This is a genomic window from Streptomyces sp. NPDC104761 (genome assembly GCF_055583445.1).
Genome location: NZ_JBVJNZ010000004.1, coordinates 429,062 through 444,475, shown reverse-complemented (window position 1 = coordinate 444,475; position 15,414 = coordinate 429,062). Strand labels below are relative to the sequence as shown.

At 72.2% G+C, this 15,414-nt stretch carries 13 protein-coding genes; 7 read left to right on the top strand and 6 right to left on the bottom strand.

The window, feature by feature from the left end; translation table 11 throughout:
- Positions 1-7: 7 nt before the first annotated feature.
- Both ACZ63F_RS14830 and ACZ63F_RS14825 read right to left on the bottom strand, forming a co-directional pair.
- The gene (locus tag ACZ63F_RS14830) at positions 8-415 is read right to left on the bottom strand and encodes a hypothetical protein (RefSeq protein ID WP_469711154.1); all 408 of its coding nucleotides are present in this window, start codon (positions 413-415) and stop codon (positions 8-10) included.
- 149 nt (positions 416-564) lie between these two features.
- Positions 565-1,053, bottom strand: a complete 489-nt coding sequence (locus ACZ63F_RS14825; protein ID WP_469711153.1) for a hypothetical protein — start codon at positions 1,051-1,053, stop codon at positions 565-567.
- A 164-nt stretch (positions 1,054-1,217) separates the two neighbouring features.
- Here ACZ63F_RS14825 and ACZ63F_RS14820 point away from each other — a divergent pair, with 164 nt between their 5' ends.
- Entirely contained in the window at positions 1,218-2,204 is a 987-nt protein-coding gene (locus ACZ63F_RS14820) for a GlxA family transcriptional regulator (RefSeq protein WP_469711151.1), read from the top strand.
- 54 nt (positions 2,205-2,258) lie between these two features.
- Here ACZ63F_RS14820 and ACZ63F_RS14815 read toward each other — a convergent pair whose 3' ends face one another.
- Positions 2,259-3,710, bottom strand: coding sequence for a carboxylesterase/lipase family protein (locus ACZ63F_RS14815; protein ID WP_469711149.1), 1,452 nt, complete (start codon positions 3,708-3,710; stop codon positions 2,259-2,261).
- A 112-nt stretch (positions 3,711-3,822) separates the two neighbouring features.
- On the opposite strand from ACZ63F_RS14815, the gene ACZ63F_RS14810 reads away from it, so the two are divergent.
- Complete coding sequence (locus tag ACZ63F_RS14810; RefSeq protein ID WP_469711148.1) at positions 3,823-4,800, top strand: Lrp/AsnC family transcriptional regulator; 978 nt, start codon at positions 3,823-3,825, stop codon at positions 4,798-4,800.
- A 9-nt stretch (positions 4,801-4,809) separates the two neighbouring features.
- On the opposite strand, the gene ACZ63F_RS14805 is transcribed toward ACZ63F_RS14810, so the two are convergent.
- Positions 4,810-5,478 (bottom strand): DUF4360 domain-containing protein, encoded by a 669-nt coding sequence (locus ACZ63F_RS14805; RefSeq protein WP_469711146.1) that lies wholly within the window; start codon positions 5,476-5,478, stop codon positions 4,810-4,812.
- Between the two features lie 204 nt (positions 5,479-5,682).
- A complete protein-coding gene (locus tag ACZ63F_RS14800; protein ID WP_469711143.1) occupies positions 5,683-6,141 on the bottom strand; it encodes an RrF2 family transcriptional regulator in 459 nt (152 codons plus the stop codon).
- 73 nt (positions 6,142-6,214) lie between these two features.
- Here ACZ63F_RS14800 and ACZ63F_RS14795 point away from each other — a divergent pair, with 73 nt between their 5' ends.
- Positions 6,215-9,208: a glycoside hydrolase family 35 protein gene (locus tag ACZ63F_RS14795; protein WP_469711141.1), complete on the top strand. Its 2,994-nt coding sequence runs from the start codon at positions 6,215-6,217 to the stop codon at positions 9,206-9,208.
- Positions 9,209-9,231: 23 nt separating this feature from the next.
- Here ACZ63F_RS14795 and arfA read toward each other — a convergent pair whose 3' ends face one another.
- Positions 9,232-10,743: an arabinosylfuranosidase ArfA gene (gene arfA, locus ACZ63F_RS14790; RefSeq protein WP_469711139.1), complete on the bottom strand. Its 1,512-nt coding sequence runs from the start codon at positions 10,741-10,743 to the stop codon at positions 9,232-9,234.
- 390 nt (positions 10,744-11,133) lie between these two features.
- Here arfA and ACZ63F_RS14785 point away from each other — a divergent pair, with 390 nt between their 5' ends.
- From ACZ63F_RS14785 to ACZ63F_RS14770, 4 genes are read left to right on the top strand one after another with little or no spacing between them, the layout of a single operon-like run.
- Positions 11,134-12,465: an MAB_1171c family putative transporter gene (locus tag ACZ63F_RS14785; RefSeq protein ID WP_469711396.1), complete on the top strand. Its 1,332-nt coding sequence runs from the start codon at positions 11,134-11,136 to the stop codon at positions 12,463-12,465.
- 38 nt (positions 12,466-12,503) lie between these two features.
- Positions 12,504-13,058, top strand: a complete 555-nt coding sequence (locus tag ACZ63F_RS14780) for a toxin (protein WP_352353416.1) — start codon at positions 12,504-12,506, stop codon at positions 13,056-13,058.
- A complete protein-coding gene (locus tag ACZ63F_RS14775; RefSeq protein ID WP_469711137.1) occupies positions 13,055-14,239 on the top strand; it encodes an MAB_1171c family putative transporter in 1,185 nt (394 codons plus the stop codon). Before ACZ63F_RS14780 ends, ACZ63F_RS14775 begins: the two co-directional genes overlap by 4 nt.
- Complete coding sequence (locus tag ACZ63F_RS14770; protein ID WP_469711136.1) at positions 14,236-15,411, top strand: MAB_1171c family putative transporter; 1,176 nt, start codon at positions 14,236-14,238, stop codon at positions 15,409-15,411. The genes ACZ63F_RS14775 and ACZ63F_RS14770 overlap by 4 nt, the downstream gene beginning before the upstream one ends.
- Positions 15,412-15,414: the final 3 nt, after the last annotated feature.

The following is a 15,414-nucleotide window of genomic DNA, read 5'->3' as shown; positions in this document are numbered from 1 at the left end:
TGGAGCCTTAACGAGTCCCCGCCCCGCCGCCCAACACATGCCGTACCAGCTCCCCGTCCTTCCTAGGAACCGTCAAGTCATACGTCCCCGCGCCCGTGACGAGTTCGTATCGCTCGAACTTCCGGGCCAGACGTACCTTCCCGGCAGCCGGCTTCAGCCGGAACGGTCCCTGGAGAGTCTCGCTCCGGCCTCCTCGCGCGTCGGTCCAGACCGGCGCCTCACCGGCGGCGAGCCGAAGGTAGCCCTGCCTCAGCCGCGCGATTTGCTTGCCCTTACCGACCGAGACCTTGACCGTCCCACCGATGCTCTGAGTGAACCCGACGACCCGCAGCGGCTGCCCGCCGTCGAAGTCCGCAATGTCCCGCGCGGGCGTGCGGCGCCGGATCCACGCCCAGCGCAACAGCACGTCCACCATGGTCTCGGTACCGGCGGAACGGCGTTCCGCGCGTGATCCTGTCACTTCCCACTCCCCAACCTCAGCACCGTGCCGACGAAATTCCCGGGACGGTCCGAATTCCCGCGGCGGCGATATACGTGGTCCCATCCGTCATGTCGCTCAACACGTCAGACCACCTGCCAGGCGGTCTGCAATGCCAGGCGCGCCAGCGACGCGTCGACGGCCTCTACAGGCGGCTTCCAGTCGAACCCCCGCATCCGCTCGACGAACTCCGCCGGCAGCACCACGCCGTGGCGTCCCACGTAATGCGCGAGATCGCGGCGCCAGACCCAGGCCCCGTCGGTGAACAATGACGAGCAGCCTACAAGGTTCTCGCCACAGCCCAGCAAGCACTTGTCGGTCTCGGTGAATTCGGCAACCACCGGGGAGTTGGCAAGGTACGCGACGGCGACGACCGCGATCCCTTGCCACTCCCCGGAGTCCGAGCGCGTGAGTTCACCGATCCCGGGAAGATCGACCGGCCCCTCGAAGAACTCGCGGACAAACCCGACTCTCAGCATGACTAATGTGCCCCTCCCGAGGCTCGGCAGGACGCCGACCTTGGTGGTGGGAGTCCAGACCGGCACGCCCAGACCATTGGCGACATCCTGCCCCACTCCGGATACACCGGAATGACAGACAGGGAGTCTCACACATCCGCCCTCATAGTGCGGATTGCCCCTGACGGCCTCGACGATCTGGAGGGGATTCGTGTCCAAGCCCTCGCTGAGTCGGGTTGCCGTGTGGTGGCAGGATAGGCCGTGAGCGATAGGATCGTGCCATGTCCGACGACATCGACTTCCTGCCCGCCCGCCCGCACCGGGTCGTCGTGCTCGCTCTCGACGGGGTCTACCCCTTCGAGCTGGGGATCCCGAACCGCGTCTTCGCCTGCGTTCCCGGCGCCTACGACGTGGTGACCTGCACGGCGACGGACGACCGTACGGTGGCGACCAACGCCGACTTCACCGTCACCGTCGGGCACGGGCCCGAGGCGCTGGAGAGTGCGGACACCGTGGTCGTACCGCCGTACGACATGGCGCGGATCGCGCAGGAGCTGTCCGGGCCCGATGCCGCCGCGCTGGCGCGGATCCGGCCCGGGACCCGGATCGTCTCCATCTGCACGGGGGCGTTCGCGCTCGCGGCGGCCGGGATGCTCGACGGGCGGCCGGCGACGACGCACTGGGCGCTGGCGCCGCTGTTCCGGCGGATGTTCCCGCAGGTGGCGCTGGATCCGGACGTGCTGTTCATCGACGACGGGGATGTCCTGACCTCGGCGGGAGCGGCCTCCGGCGTCGACGTGTGCCTGCACGTCGTGCGCTCCGACCACGGCAGCGCGGTCGCCAACAGCGTGGCCCGGCAGTGCGTCGTACCGCCGTGGCGGGACGGCGGCCAGGCGCAGTACATCGAGCTGCCGGTGCCGGACGAGGGCGCCACCGGTACGGCGGCGACCCGGGCGTGGGCCCTGGAGAACCTGGAACGGCCGCTGGCACTGCAGGAGCTGGCCGAGCACGCCCGGATGAGCCGGCGCACCTTCGCCCGCCGCTTCCAGGAGGAGACGGGGACCAGCCCCGGGCGCTGGCTGATCCAGCAGCGGGTGCGGCGCGCCCGCGACCTCCTGGAGACCAGTGAGTTGTCGGTCGACCGGATCGCCGCCGAGGTCGGTTTCGCCACCGGCACGTCGCTGCGGCAGCACCTGCACGCGGCGATCGGTGTCTCCCCGCAGGCCTACCGGAACACGTTCCGGGCCACGGCGGCCGGCAGGGTCTGAGCAGGCCGCCGCCGTCCGGGTTCAGCCGGGTCCGGTTCAGCCGGGTCAGCCGGGTCAGCCGAAGTGGCGGACGCGGGCAGGCGTGCCGGGGGCGTACGGGAGCCAGTCGCGCACCGAGCCGGTCCTGACGAACTCGGCGACGGCGGTGGCGAACTCGTGCCCGAGGGCGCGCTGGGCATCGCCGACACTGCCGAGCATCGGGCTGTCCGGGTAGGCGTCGAACGTGTTGAAGAGGAAAGGGAGTTCGGCGCAGTGCGCGGCGCCGAGGGCGTGCGGGTCCGCGGCCGGGCGGTAGTCGAACTCGTAGACGTGGGTCGCGTTGCCGCCGGCCGCGTGGTGGTCGGCGATCTCCAGCGAGCCGTCGCGGAAGAGGGTGTCCGTGCCGATCGCGGTGAAGATCTGCGCGGGGGTGCCCTGGGGGAGCCGGGCGGCGTACGCGTCGTAGAGCTCCCGGGCCCGGTCGCCGGCCTGGGCGGACAGGAGGTCCAGGGCGCCGGCACCGGTGAGGTTCTGGACGGCCGGGTCGAAGGCGAAGAAGGACGTGGCCTCGTCGGCGGTGGTCCCGATGAGCAGCGGCTTGCCCTCCAGGGCACCGTCGGCGAGCGCCCGCTGCCAGGTGCGGGGCATGCCGGGGGCGCCGAGCACCGGGTACATGGGCGGGGCGGCGTTGCCGGGGCGGGCGAGCCGCGCCGCCAGCTGCCCGTAGGCGGACAGGAGTTGCTCGGCGGGCAGGGCGCGCAGGGCCTGCGCGGTGCCGGCACCGGCCGGGACGCCGAGCAGCTCCAGGTAGGCCCCGGCGTTCGCCGCCGCGTCCTCGGGGTCCTGCGGGGCCAGTCCGAACGGGCCGCTCTGCACGAGCACCCGGGTGACCAGGCCGCAGGTCGCCGGGTCGAGCGCCAGGGACAGCGCGGAGTAGGCGCCGGCCGACTGGCCGCCGACCGTCACCGCGCGCGGGTCGCCGCCGAAGGAGGCGATGTTGTCCCGCACCCAGCGCAGCACGGCGGCCTGGTCCTGGGGGCCGAGGTTGGCGGCGCCGATCTCCGGGAGGTACAGGTAACCCAGCGGTCCCACCCGGTAGTTGGCGGTGACGACCACGATGTCGCCGAGGGCGGCGAGGCGGCCGCCGTCGTACCAGTCCCAGCCGCCGGAGCCGCTGGTGAAGCCGCCGCCGTGCCACCAGAGCAGGACCGGGCGGGGTGTGCCGTCCGCCAGGGCCCCGCGTGGCGCGAAGACGTTGACGGTGAGGCTGCCGTCCTCGTCCCAGTCCGGCACCCGGTGTCCCATCACCCGCTCCAGGCGGGACGGGCCCTGCGGGACGGACGGTCCGGCCTTGACCGCCTCCCGCACCCCCGTCCACCCCTCGTGCGGCCGCGGTGCGGCGAACCGCAGCCCGCCGACCGGCGACGCGGCGTAGGGGATGCCCCGGAAGGAGACCGCCCCGCCTTCCGCGACGCCCTGGACCCTGCCCTGCTCCGTGGCCACGACCGGGTTCTCGATGCCCGCCATGGTGCTCACCTCTCTCGGTTCGGCTGCGACGTCACCGATCCTCACCAGGAGTGCGGAGATGAGCCAGAATGCGGGCTGAATATCGAGAAAGAGCGTCATAGCATCGTGCAACATGGAGAAAGCGCGTCATCAGCTGGACGAGACCGACAGCCGGATCGCCGCCGCGATGCTGGCCTCCCCGCGAGCCTCCTGGCGCACGGTCGGGCGGGTCCTCGGGGTCTCGGAGCGGACCGTGGTGCGGCGGGCGGCGCCGCTCTACCACGACGGCACGCTGCGGGCCACGGCCGTCCGCAACCCGGTGTGCTTCCCCGGCCTGATCCCGCTGGCCCTGCGCATCCGCTGCAAGCCCAACCGGATCAGCGCCGTCGCCGCCACCCTGGCCCGCCGCCCCGACACGATCTGGGTGGACGTCCTCGGCGGCGGCGACGAGATCTGCACGATCCTGTTCCTGGACGGGCCGGACGCCCGCAACAACCTGCTGCTGCGCGACCTTCCGGCCACCGCGGCGGTCCAGTCGTGGACCTCGCACGCGCTGCTGCGCGTCTTCCCGGCCGGGTTCGACTGGAGCGGCGGCCTGCTGTCGCAGGAGGAGCTGGCCAGTCTGCGGCCCGGCCTTTCGCAGGGCGCCCCGCACCCGACGCTCACCCCCGCCGACCACCAGCTGGTCGCCGGGCTCGTCGAGGACGGGCGGGCCTCCTACACGGACCTCGCCCGCCGTGCCGGCATCAGTGCCCTGACCGCCCGCCGGCGCCTGGAGGCGCTGACGGGCGGCCTGGTCCTCAGGCTCGCGACCGAGGTCGATCTCGCCCGGCTGGGCATCCGTACCGAGGCGTTGTTGTGGATGACGGTGGCCCCCGGCCGTCTGGAGGAGACCGGGCGGCGGCTGAGCCGTCATCCACAGGTGCGGTTCGCCTCGGCCACCACCGGCTCGGCCAACCTGGTCGTGGCCGTCGCGGCGGCCGACCTCGACGCGCTCTACGTCTTCCTGAGCGACACGGTCGGCGCCCTGGAGCACGTCTCCGCGATGGAGGTCACGCCCATCCTGACCGGGGTCAAGCGGACCGGGCTGGTCCGGCCCGGAAGCCTGTGACCGGCCGGGCTATGTGGCGGGGCACTGCTTCCAGGCCAGGTGGTAGACGGTGCTGATCTCGCCGTCGGTGGAGTCCATGGTCATGAAGCTGACCTTGCCGGGGTTCGCGCTGCCGGCGCTCACCCGCAGCTCGGTGTTGATGTTGAAGTTGCGCTGGACCCCGCAGGGCGCCCAGACCAGCTGGGCCCAGTCGGTGGTGTCGGTGGCCTGCCAGTTGTCGTTGTAGGGGCCGGTGAAGGGGTGGTTGGCGGCCGCGGTGTTGGAGGAGCCCTGGAAGTAGTACGAGGCGCGCTGGGTGCCGGTGGCGCCCGGCTGCAGCGAGGCGAAGCCGCGGTAGTCGGCGCTGGCGATGGCGTAGGTGAAGCCGCCCGGCACGTGGACGACCAGGTTGAGCTGGCAGTTGCGCCGGAAGGCGGTCGGGTCGGAGTTGCCGCCGGCCTGGGCGAGGTAGGCGCTGTAGGTGACGGTGAAGGCTTCGTTGTCCTCGGACACGGCGACCGCGGTGGTTCCCTGCGGACAGCCGGAGCCGTTCACCGTGGCGACGTTGATGACGATCTTGTCCGGCGGCGGGTCGTCGAAGACCGGCGACGACGAGGCCTGGGCCTGAGCGGGCAGCCCGGCGGTGAGCAGCGCGGCCAGCGCTCCGCCGAACAGGAGTCGGTGTCTCCTGGGTCCCATGGTTTCTCCGGTTCGGTGATCGAGTGGGGGGTTGCACCCGCGGCCGTCCCGTAGTTCCGTAGTTCACTTTTGAAGAAACTGTGCGTTTCCTGTGAAGGCCGGGGCGCTCGAATCGTAGGAACCATGGCATGAACCGGTCAGGTCGAACTCCGGCCATTCACAACGCCGGATTTCACACCCCGCCGGAGGGACCGCCGCAGGGGCTCAAGGGTTCTCCCAGGCCGCCGGTTCCGCCGCCAGCGCCCGTACCGGCTCCGGCAGGGCGTCCGCCGCGATGTCCGCCACCGTGACGCCTTCGAGGATCCTGCGGACGTTGGCGCGCAGGGCGATCCACAGGGGCAGCAGCGGCTGGGCGGTGCCGGTGTAGGCCAGGCCCGTCGGGCGCTCGCCGCGCACCGAGACGATCGGGCCGTCCACCGCGCGGATCAGGTCGGCCACGGTGATCGCGGACGCCTCCCGCGCCAGGCGGTAGCCGCCGCCCCCGCCACGCCGGCTGCCGACGATCCCGGCACGCCGGAGGTCACCCAGAATGCCCTCGAGGAACTTGTGCGGGATGTCCTGGGCGCCGGCGATCTCCTCCGCCTTCACGGGGCCCTCACCCTGCCGTACGGCAAGCTCCAGAACCGCCCGTACCGCGTAATCCGCTCGTGCCGAGATCCTCATGCGTCCATTGTGGGGCGTCCTCCCGTGGACAATGGCCGCACCCGCGCCCCGTAAGATCGCCCGGGAGGATCCCTTGGCGCTCAGCAGACGTACCTTCAGTGCCCTCGCCGGCTCGGCCGCGCTCGGCTTCGCCCTGGGCGGCAGCGGCGGCCCCGGGGCGCCCGCGGCCTACGCGGCACGCAGTGTGCCGACCGGCCCGGCACCGGCCGCGCCGAGAGCCGACGGACGGCGGCACACCATCGGCTACGACCACTACTCCCTCGTCGTGGACGGGCGGCGCCTGGTGGTCTGGTCCGGCGAGCTGCACCCCTTCCGCCTGCCGAGCCCGTCCCTGTGGCGGGACGTCCTGGAGAAGATGCGGGGGCACGGCTACAACACGGTCAGCATCTACGTGGCGTGGAACTACCACTCCCCCGCGCCCGGGGAGTACGACTTCACCGGCGTCCGCGACCTCGACCTCTTCCTGCGCACGGCGGCCGAGACCGGGCTGTACGTGATCCTCCGCCCCGGCCCCTACATCAACGCCGAGGTCGACGCGGGCGGCTTCCCCGGCTGGCTCACCGCCACCGAGGGCGCCGCCCGCGGCACCGACCCGACCTACCTCGGCCACGTCGACCAGTGGCTGACGGCCGTCAACCGCATCGTCCGCCGTCACCAGCACACCGACGGCGGCGGCACCGTCCTGCTCTACCAGATCGAGAACGAGTACGACGGCCACGTCGCCGACCCGAGCGGCCCCGCCTACATGTCCCACCTCTACAAGAAGGTGCGGGCCGACGGCATCGACGTCCCCCTCTTCCACAACGACAAGGGCCGCAACGGCTACTGGATCCCCGGCTCCTTCGACACGGGCGGCGAGCGGGGCAGGTGGCTGTACGGCTTCGACGGCTATCCCTCGCCCTCCCAGCCCCCGCCGGACTGGGGCGACTTCGGGATCGGCGGCCTCAAGGGCGGTGCGACCGCGAGCCCGCGCACCCCCGGGTTCGTGCCGGAGTACGGAGGCGGCTGGTTCGACCCGTGGGGCGGGGTCGAGTTCGGCGGCAAGGGGTACGCCGAGTCGCGGCGCACCCGCGACGCGGCCTACGAACGCCGCTTCTACCTCACCAACCTCGCCAACGGCCTCACCCTCCACAACGTCTACATGACCTTCGGCGGCACCACCTGGGGGTGGCTGCCGGCACCGGTCGTCTACACGTCGTACGACTACGGCGCCGCCATCGACGAGGCCCGCAACGTCACCCCGAAGATCGCGCCGATGCACCAGCTCGGCCATCTCCTGCAGCGCGTACCGGACTTCGCGAAGCTGGACCGCGCGGCCGACGTCCACGTGGCCGGGCTGAAGACGTACCACCTCACCAACCCCGACACCCAGGCACACGTCTACGTCCTGCGCAACGACGGCGCCGACGAGGTCACCTCCACGCTGCGCACCACCGACGGCGACGACGTCGAGCTGACCGTCGCGGGCCACGACGCCCGGCTCGTCACCACCGGCCTCTCCCTCGGCAGGCGGAAGCTGCGCTACTGCACCGCCCAGCCGATGTTCGTGCTCACCGCCGGCCGCCAGGACATCGCCCTGTTCACCGGCCGCTACGGCGAGATGGCGCACCTCGTCCTGGAGTGCCCGGCCGAGCCGTTGGTCCAGCGCATCGACCCCGAGGCGGCCTGGGTCTACGAGCAGGGCGTCCTGCACGTCACCGCGCCGCTCGGAAAGGGCGGGCTCACCCGGGTCCTGGTCCAGCGCGGCGAGTCCGACACCCCGCTGCTCCTCCTCTTCGCCGACGACGCGACCTCCGTACGGCTGTTCCCCTACGACACCCCGTCCGGCACGCTCCTGGTCTACGGCCCGGCGCTGCTGCGCCACGCGAAGCTCGACGGGTCCGCCGTGCACCTCACCGGGGACATCGTCGAGTCGATCGGCGTCGAGGTCTGGGGGCCCCGCGGGATCACCTCGGTCACCTGGAACGGGCAGCCGGTACGGACCCGGGTGACCGTCTCGGAGAGCCTGGTCGCCCTCGCGCGGATGCCGGCGGCGCCGCGGCCGGCGCTGCCGGAACTGACCGGCTGGCGCCGGAAGACCGAGAACCCCGAGGCCGCGGCCGGCTTCGACGACTCGGCGTGGCAGACCGCCGACAAGAAGACGTCGTTCAGCACGACGGCCGTCCCGGCGGGCCGACCGGTGCTCTTCGCCGACGACTACGGCTTCCACTACGGGGACGTCTGGTACCGGGCGCGGATCGAGGGAGGCATCGAGGACCTGGAGTCCGTCTCCCTCGCCTACAGCACCGGCACCCAGGGCATGCTGATGGCCTGGCTGGACGGGGTGCCGCTGGGCTCGCACCGGATGCCGGTGCCGGATGCGAAGACGGTACGCAAGGGGAGCTGGACGGCCACCGCCGAGTTCTCCGCCGACGGGCTCAGGAAGAAGCTCGAAAAGAAGCAGCTCAGGAAGCCGGGGCACGTGCTGTCCGTGCTGGTGCGGCGGATGCAGCACGACATGGACGGCGGGTCGCTCGACACCCACAAGGCGGCGCGCGGGCTGACCGACGTCTCCTTCAGGGGCGTCTCGCCGCAGGTGAGTTGGCGGATCCAGGGCGCGGTCGCACCGGATCCGGTGCGGGGGCCGCAGAACAACGGCGGGCTGTACGGGGAGCGGGAGGGCTGGCACCTGCCCGGGTTCGCGGACGGCGGCTGGGAGCCGGTCACGCTTCCCCGCTCCGACGAGGGGATGGGCGTCACCTGGTACCGCACCGGGTTCCGGCTGTCCGTGCCGGGCGGGGTGGACGCGTCGGTCGGGCTGGTCCTGGAGGACGATCCGGCGCGGGCCTACCGGGTGCAGATCTTCCTCAACGGGTGGAACCTCGGGCAGTACGTCAACGACGTGGGGCCGCAGCACACGTTCGTGCTGCCGAACGGGATCCTGCGGACCCGGGGGGCCAACACGCTGGCGTTGGCCGTGCTCGCGGACGGGACGAGCGAGGTCGGACCGGGGGTCGTGCGGCTGGAGTTGCTGGGGAGTGCGGCCGGAGGGGTCGAGGTGGTGGAGGTGGACTCCCCCGGCCGTTGACTGCGGGGCGCGTGTGGGGGCGCTCACGCCAGGCGGATCACGTTCCAGGAGAGGGGTTCGAGAACGGCCGTCAGGGTGCCGTCGGTCAATGTCGTGCCCTTGGCCGGGTGGGGTGCCACCCGCTCCGGTTCCTCCAGGGTGTTGCGGGCGTCCGGGTCCTCGTCGGCCAGGACGCTGTGCTCCGCCACGGACGTCAGGCCGAGGCCGCTCAGGGCCACCTCCAGCGGCAGCGGCTCCGTGCGGCTGCGGTTCACGGCGAAGACGGTGACCGTGCCGTCGTCGGCCCTGACCGCGGTCGCGTGCAGCAGGTTCGTCTCGCCGTACTTCCTCGTGTCGTACGTCGGCGAGTCCACGCGTACGTCCAGGACCCGGCCCCTGCCGTACCGCGACGCCTGGGCGAAGGGGAAGAACGTCGTCTGGCGCCAGGCCGGGCCGCCGGGCTCCGTCAGGATCGGGGCGATGACGTTGACCAGCTGGGCCAGGCAGGCGACCGTGACGCGGTCGGCGTGGCGGAGCAGGGCGATGAGGAGGGAGCCGAAGACCACGGCGTCCAGGACGCTGTAGTTGTCCTCCAGCAGGCGCGGGGCCTCCGGCCAGTCCCGCGCGTCGGAGTTCTCGATCTCGTGCCACCTCGACGTGTACCAGACGTTCCACTCGTCGAAGGAGAGGTTGATCCTCTTCCGGGACTTCAGCCTGGCGCCCACGTGGTCACAGGTGGCGACCACGTTCTCGATGAAGGACTCCATGTCGACGGCGGAGGCCAGGAAGGAGTCGAGGTCGCCGTCCTGGGGCTCGTAGTAGGCGTGCAGGGAGATGTAGTCGACCAGGTCGTACGTCTCCGCGAGGACCGTCGCCTCCCACTCGGCGAAGGTCGGCATGGACTGGCTGGAGGAACCGCACGCGACCAGTTCCACGGACGGGTCCATCTGGCGCATGGCGCGGGCCGTCTCGGCGGCGACTCGGCCGTACTCCTCGGCCGTCTTGTGGCCGGTCTGCCAGGGGCCGTCCATCTCGTTGCCCAGGCACCAGACCTTGATGCCGAAGGGGTCCTTGTCGCCGTGCGCGGCCCGGAGGTCGGAGAGGGCGGTGCCGGAGGGATGGTTGGCGTACTCCTGGAGTTCCAGGGCCTCCGCCACGCCCCGCGTACCGAGGTTGACCGCCATCATCGGCTCGGCCTGCGGGCCGACCTTCTTCAGGAAGCCGATGTACTCGGAGAGGCCGAAGCGGTTGGTCTCCGTCGACCGCCAGGCGAGGTCGAGGCGGCGGGGGCGGTCCTCGGCGGGGCCGACCGAGTCCTCCCACCGGTAGCCGGAGACGAAGTTGCCGCCGGGGTAGCGCAGGGTGGTGACGCCGAGCTCCCGGATCAGGTCGAGGACGTCCTGGCGGAGGCCGGCGGGGTCGGCGGTGGGGTGCGTCGGCTCGAAGATGCCGGTGTAGACGCAGCGGCCCAGGTGCTCGACGAAGGAGCCGAAGAGGCGGGGGTTGACTTCGCCGACGCTGAAGGCGGGGTCGAGGGTGAAGCGGGCGGTGCGCAATGTTCGCCTTTCGGGGGTGGGTTGTTCTCGGTCGTGGGCGGGTGCAGGTTGTCCGTGGCCGGTCGCGCAGTTCCCCGCGCCCCGGACGGAAGCTGGGCCGTTACTGAGGAAGTCCTACCTGTTCGAAATGCCGTATGGCGCTCGTAACTTCGAACGGGACCGTAAAATCCGAGCGCTCGCGCGTCAATGGGGTGAGCAGGCTTCGACGGATTTCGGTCCGTACCCTCGCGCGCCTCCCCGACGGCGTTTTCCGGACACAGCGGTCGTTCGCGGTCCCACGACGGTCATCGCAGGACATGACGCCGTCAGTTCCGGGCGCGTAACCTCGGACCGGCCGTGCGGCGGACGGCGGCGGACGGCCGGGGACAGGGGGGAGCGTACGACGTGGTGATGACCTTCCTCGGCGAGCTGTACACGTCCTTCGTGTGGATCCCCACCGCGATCCTCGTCGCCGCCCTCGTGCTCAGACTGCCGAGCATCCTCCGGCTCTGGCGCGACCCGCTGCTGCGCGCGGTCGGCGGGCTGCTGCTGCTCGCCTGCGCCGTGTTCGTGTCCGTGACGCCGGCCACGATCACCTGGACCAACCGGGTCACGGGCGTGCCCAACATCTCGGCGCCCTGGGTCTACTCGCTGCTGACCGCGTTCAGCGGCTCGGGGCTGCTGCTGATCATCGCCTGGCGGGGCGGCCCCGCCGACCGCTCGGCCGCGGACCGGCGCGCCAGGCGCTGGGTGATCTCCGTCTACGCGGCCGTGATCGTGGCGCTGTGGGTGCTGTTCGCCCTCGCGGACGTACCCGTGGAGCGGGTGCGGGACCTCGACACGTACTACGCCAACACGCCATTCATGCGCGAGGAGATCCTGCTCTATCTGCTCGCCCACACGGTGGCCGTGGCGATCACCTCGTGGCTCGTGTGGAACTGGGTCCGCGCCGACGGTCTCGGCGCCCGGCTGCGCTGCGGGCTGACGTTCCTGGGGATCGGCTACGGCCTGAACCTCGTCTTCGACCTCGCCAAGTTCACCGCCGTGACGGCCCGTCTGACCGGCCACGACCTGGACCGGCTGAGCACGGACGTCGCCCCGCCGGTGGCCTGTCTGGCCGCCATCCTGATCGCCGTCGGCTTCATCCTGCCGCACGCCGGCCAGTACCTGCACGACCGCCGGCGGGTGCGCCTCGCCCACCGCGAACTGCGGCCGCTGTACCGGCTGTTGCGGACCGTCAACGGCGAGGGACTCCCCTTCCCGCCCCGCGCCACCCCCGAACTGCGCCTGGTCCGACGCGAGACGTACATCCGCGACGTACTGCTCCCGCTCGCCCGGCACCTCGACGAGGAGCTGCGCGCCCGGGCGTACCGGGCGGCGCTGCGGCTGGAGTTCCCGCCGGCCCGGGCCCGGGCCCTCGCCGCGGCGGTGGCGATCCTGGATGCCGTGGCCGACGGGGGGCGCTCCGCCCACGGCGACGGTGCGACGAGCCACCCCGACGCGACGGAGCTGCTCCAGGAGATCGGGGCGGTCTCACGGGAGTTGCGCCACCCCGACGTGATCGACGCCGTTCGCGTGGCGGCGGGGCCGCCGCGGCCGAAGGAAACCGGTGCGGCGGAGCCGGCCGGATCCGCGGAGGCGGCTCGTCCGGCGGAGGCGACTCGTTCGGCGGAGGCGGCTCGTCCGGCGGAGGCGGCTCGTTCGGCGGAGGCGGCCGGTTCCTTCCTGCCGCGTCGACGGTGAGGTGGCTGAGGCTGATCATGTCCTGGCATATTGCAGCGGTGCGCACGAAGAAGGAGATGCGCCGGCTCGCCGGTGCCCTCGTCGAGCCCATGCGGGTTCCGGTGCCCGCCGACCCCGAGGCCCTGTTCGACGCACTGGTCGACTCCGTCTGCCGCTGGCGGGGACGTGAGGTCGTGGTCCGGCGCGAGGTGTTCCCGCCCCATACCGCGAGCGGGCTGTGGCTGGAGGGCGACACGTACGACGTCGTCGTCGTGGACAAACGGGCCGCCGTCTGGCACCAGATCGTGATCTTCTGCCACGAGGTGTGGCACATGCACCAGCGCGACGCCCGCCCCTCGCCCGCGCCGGCCGCGGACGGCAGCCCGCGCCCCGTCGCCGCGCGCACCGACTTCAGCCTCGCCGACGAGCAGGAGGCCGACCGCTTCGGCATGTTGATGAGCGGGCGGCTGCGCCCCTGGCTGGAGGCCGCCGGGGGCGGCGCGGCGGCCGGGGACGACGCCCAGGGCCTCGCCGGGCGCATCGGCGCCGCCCTCAACTACCGTGGCACGAGCGGCGGTCCGGGAAGCGGATCGGGAGACGGACCGGGAAGATGAACGGCCTGATCAACTACGTCAGCTGCGGTCTGCTGTGGCTGGGCCTGCTGGTGAAGGCCCCCGACCTGGTACGTCACTGGCGCGACCCCTACCTGCGCGTCATCTGCGTGGTCCTCGGCCTGGCCGGCACCTGCTTCTTCCTCGGGGCACCGCCCACCGTCGGGGCGGTCAACCACCTCAGCGGCGTCCCGAACCTCGCCGCCCCGCTGACCTACGCGTCGATCACCGCCTACAGCGCCTCCTCCCAGGTCCTGATCGTCTACTGGCGCGGCGGACCCCATGTGCACCGCACGGCCCGCCGCTGGATCGTGGGTTACGCGATCGTCCTCGTGGGCATCGCGGCGATGTTCGTGCTGGGCGACACGCCCGTGGAGCGCCGCACCGACCTGGACACCTACTACGCGACCACCCCGTTCACCGCCGAGATGATCGTGCTGTACCTGGCCGGGCACCTCGCCGCCGTCAGCGTCACCGCGGTGTCGTCGCTGCGCTGGGCCCGGCGGGTGCACGGCTGGCTGCGGGCGGGCCTGGTCATCCTCGGCATCGGCTCGCTGTGCGGCGCCGGGTACAGCCTGCCCAAGCTCGCCGCCGTGGTGGCCCGCTGGTGCGGCCTCGACTGGTCGTGGGTCAGTACGACCGTGTCACCGGCCGCCGCCGGGGTCAGCGCGCTGCTGACCGTCATCGGCGTGCTGATCCCGCTGACCGGCCCCCGGCTGACGCAGCGGTGGCGGGCCCGGCGGACCTTCGCCCGCCTCGAACCGCTGGAACGGGAGCTGGACGAACTCCTCAGCCGGCGCGCGCTGCGGCTGCCCCGGCCGCGCTGGTCCTCCGCCGCCACCCGGCTGGTGTGGCGCCAGACGAGCATCCACAACGCACTCGGCCACCTGAACGCGTTCTTCGACCGGGCCCTGTACGAACGGACACTGGAGACCGCGGCACGGACCACGAACGACGCGGAATGGGCCGAGGCCACCGCATGGGCGGCGGTGATCGCCGCGGCCGCGGTGGAGGAGCGCGACCCGGGCCACCGGCTCGCGCCCGTCGGCGAACCGGACTGGTTCGCCGACCGCAACCCTGCCCCCGCCCTGCTGGTACGGGTGGCCGACGCCCTGGTGCTGTCCCCGCTCGTCGCGGCCGCCCGGCTCCGCGTCGGTACGACGGAAGGGATTACCCGGGCATGAGCCTCGTGGTGTACCTCGCGGGCGCCGTCTTCGGGCTCTCCTGCGTCGTCCTGCTCCGCAGACCCCTGGCGGCCCCGCGCCATCCGCTCACCGTGTCCACCTGCGTCGCGATCGTCCTGGGCGCCCTGGTCTTCGTCTGCTCGGCCCCGCTGACCCTGTCCGCCGTCAACCGCCTCACGGGCGTCGCGAACTTCGGCGCGCCCCTCACCTACGGCATGCTCTCCGCGTACAGCTGCTCCCTGCTGGTCCTGCTGATCAACTGGCGGGGCGGACCCCCGGCCCGGATCCGCCGCCTGGTGCTGCGCACCATGGCCGCCTACGGCGCGCTGATCGTCGCCATCGTCGTGCTGTTCACGCTGGCCGGCCCGAGCACCGAGCGGCTCACCGACCTCGACACGTACTACGCGAACACGCCGTACATGCGCGAGATGATCGTGCTCTACCTGCTCGGGCACAGCGCGGCCACCCTGGTGATGTGCGCCGTGTGCGTCACCTGGAGCCGCGAGGTCACCGGTCTGCTCAGGACCGGGCTGCGGCTGATCCTGGCCGGGATCCTGCTGGACGTGGTGGGCTTCCAGCTCGCCAAGTACACGGCGCTCGTGGCCCGTTGGTCCGGTCACGACCTCGACTTCCTGTCCACCTCCGTCGCCCCGCCGGTGGCGTCGCTGGGCGCCCTGACGTGCTCCCTGGGCTTCGTCCTGCCGAGGCTGCTGCCGGTGGCCCTGGCCTGCCGGCGCGACCTCGACGACCTGCGCGGCCTCGGCCCGTTGTGGTCGGAGGTGCGCTTCGCCTCCCTCGCGCCGAAGCCACCCATGGCCGTGTGGCAGCCGCCCCGGGTACGCCTGCACTGGCGGGAAGTCTCCATCCACGACGGCCTGCTGGCGCTGGCGCCCTACTTCGACGACGGGGTGCGCGAGCGCGCCCGGGACGCCGCCCTGCACGAGGGCCGCTCCGCGCACGAGGCCCGGGTCGCGGCGGAAGCGGCCATGGTGAGCGACGCGGCCCGCCGCGCCGCCGCGCACGAGGAGCCCCGCACCACCCCGAGCACGTACCGGCTCCACGCCACGGAGGTGGCCGGCCCGGGCGGGCTGGTCGAGCTGGCGCAGGCGCTCACCCGGTCCCGGCTCACCGCCACGGTGCCGGAAGGTACGGTGAGGGCCACGCCGGGGTGAGGG

What these genes read in the sequence shown, in the direction of transcription:
- ACZ63F_RS14830 (WP_469711154.1), bottom strand. Translation starts at nt 415, where the DNA reads ATGGTGGACGTGCTGTTGCGCTGGGCGTGGATCCGGCGCCGCACGCCC.
- ACZ63F_RS14775 (WP_469711137.1), top strand. Translation starts at nt 13,055, where the DNA reads ATGAACGGCCTGATCAACTACGTCAGCTGCGGTCTGCTGTGGCTGGGC.
- ACZ63F_RS14770 (WP_469711136.1), top strand. Translation starts at nt 14,236, where the DNA reads ATGAGCCTCGTGGTGTACCTCGCGGGCGCCGTCTTCGGGCTCTCCTGC.
- ACZ63F_RS14785 (WP_469711396.1), top strand. Translation starts at nt 11,134, where the DNA reads ATGACCTTCCTCGGCGAGCTGTACACGTCCTTCGTGTGGATCCCCACC.
- ACZ63F_RS14810 (WP_469711148.1), top strand. Translation starts at nt 3,823, where the DNA reads ATGGAGAAAGCGCGTCATCAGCTGGACGAGACCGACAGCCGGATCGCC.
- ACZ63F_RS14800 (WP_469711143.1), bottom strand. Translation starts at nt 6,141, where the DNA reads ATGAGGATCTCGGCACGAGCGGATTACGCGGTACGGGCGGTTCTGGAG.
- ACZ63F_RS14815 (WP_469711149.1), bottom strand. Translation starts at nt 3,710, where the DNA reads ATGGCGGGCATCGAGAACCCGGTCGTGGCCACGGAGCAGGGCAGGGTC.
- ACZ63F_RS14820 (WP_469711151.1), top strand. Translation starts at nt 1,218, where the DNA reads ATGTCCGACGACATCGACTTCCTGCCCGCCCGCCCGCACCGGGTCGTC.
- ACZ63F_RS14805 (WP_469711146.1), bottom strand. Translation starts at nt 5,478, where the DNA reads ATGGGACCCAGGAGACACCGACTCCTGTTCGGCGGAGCGCTGGCCGCG.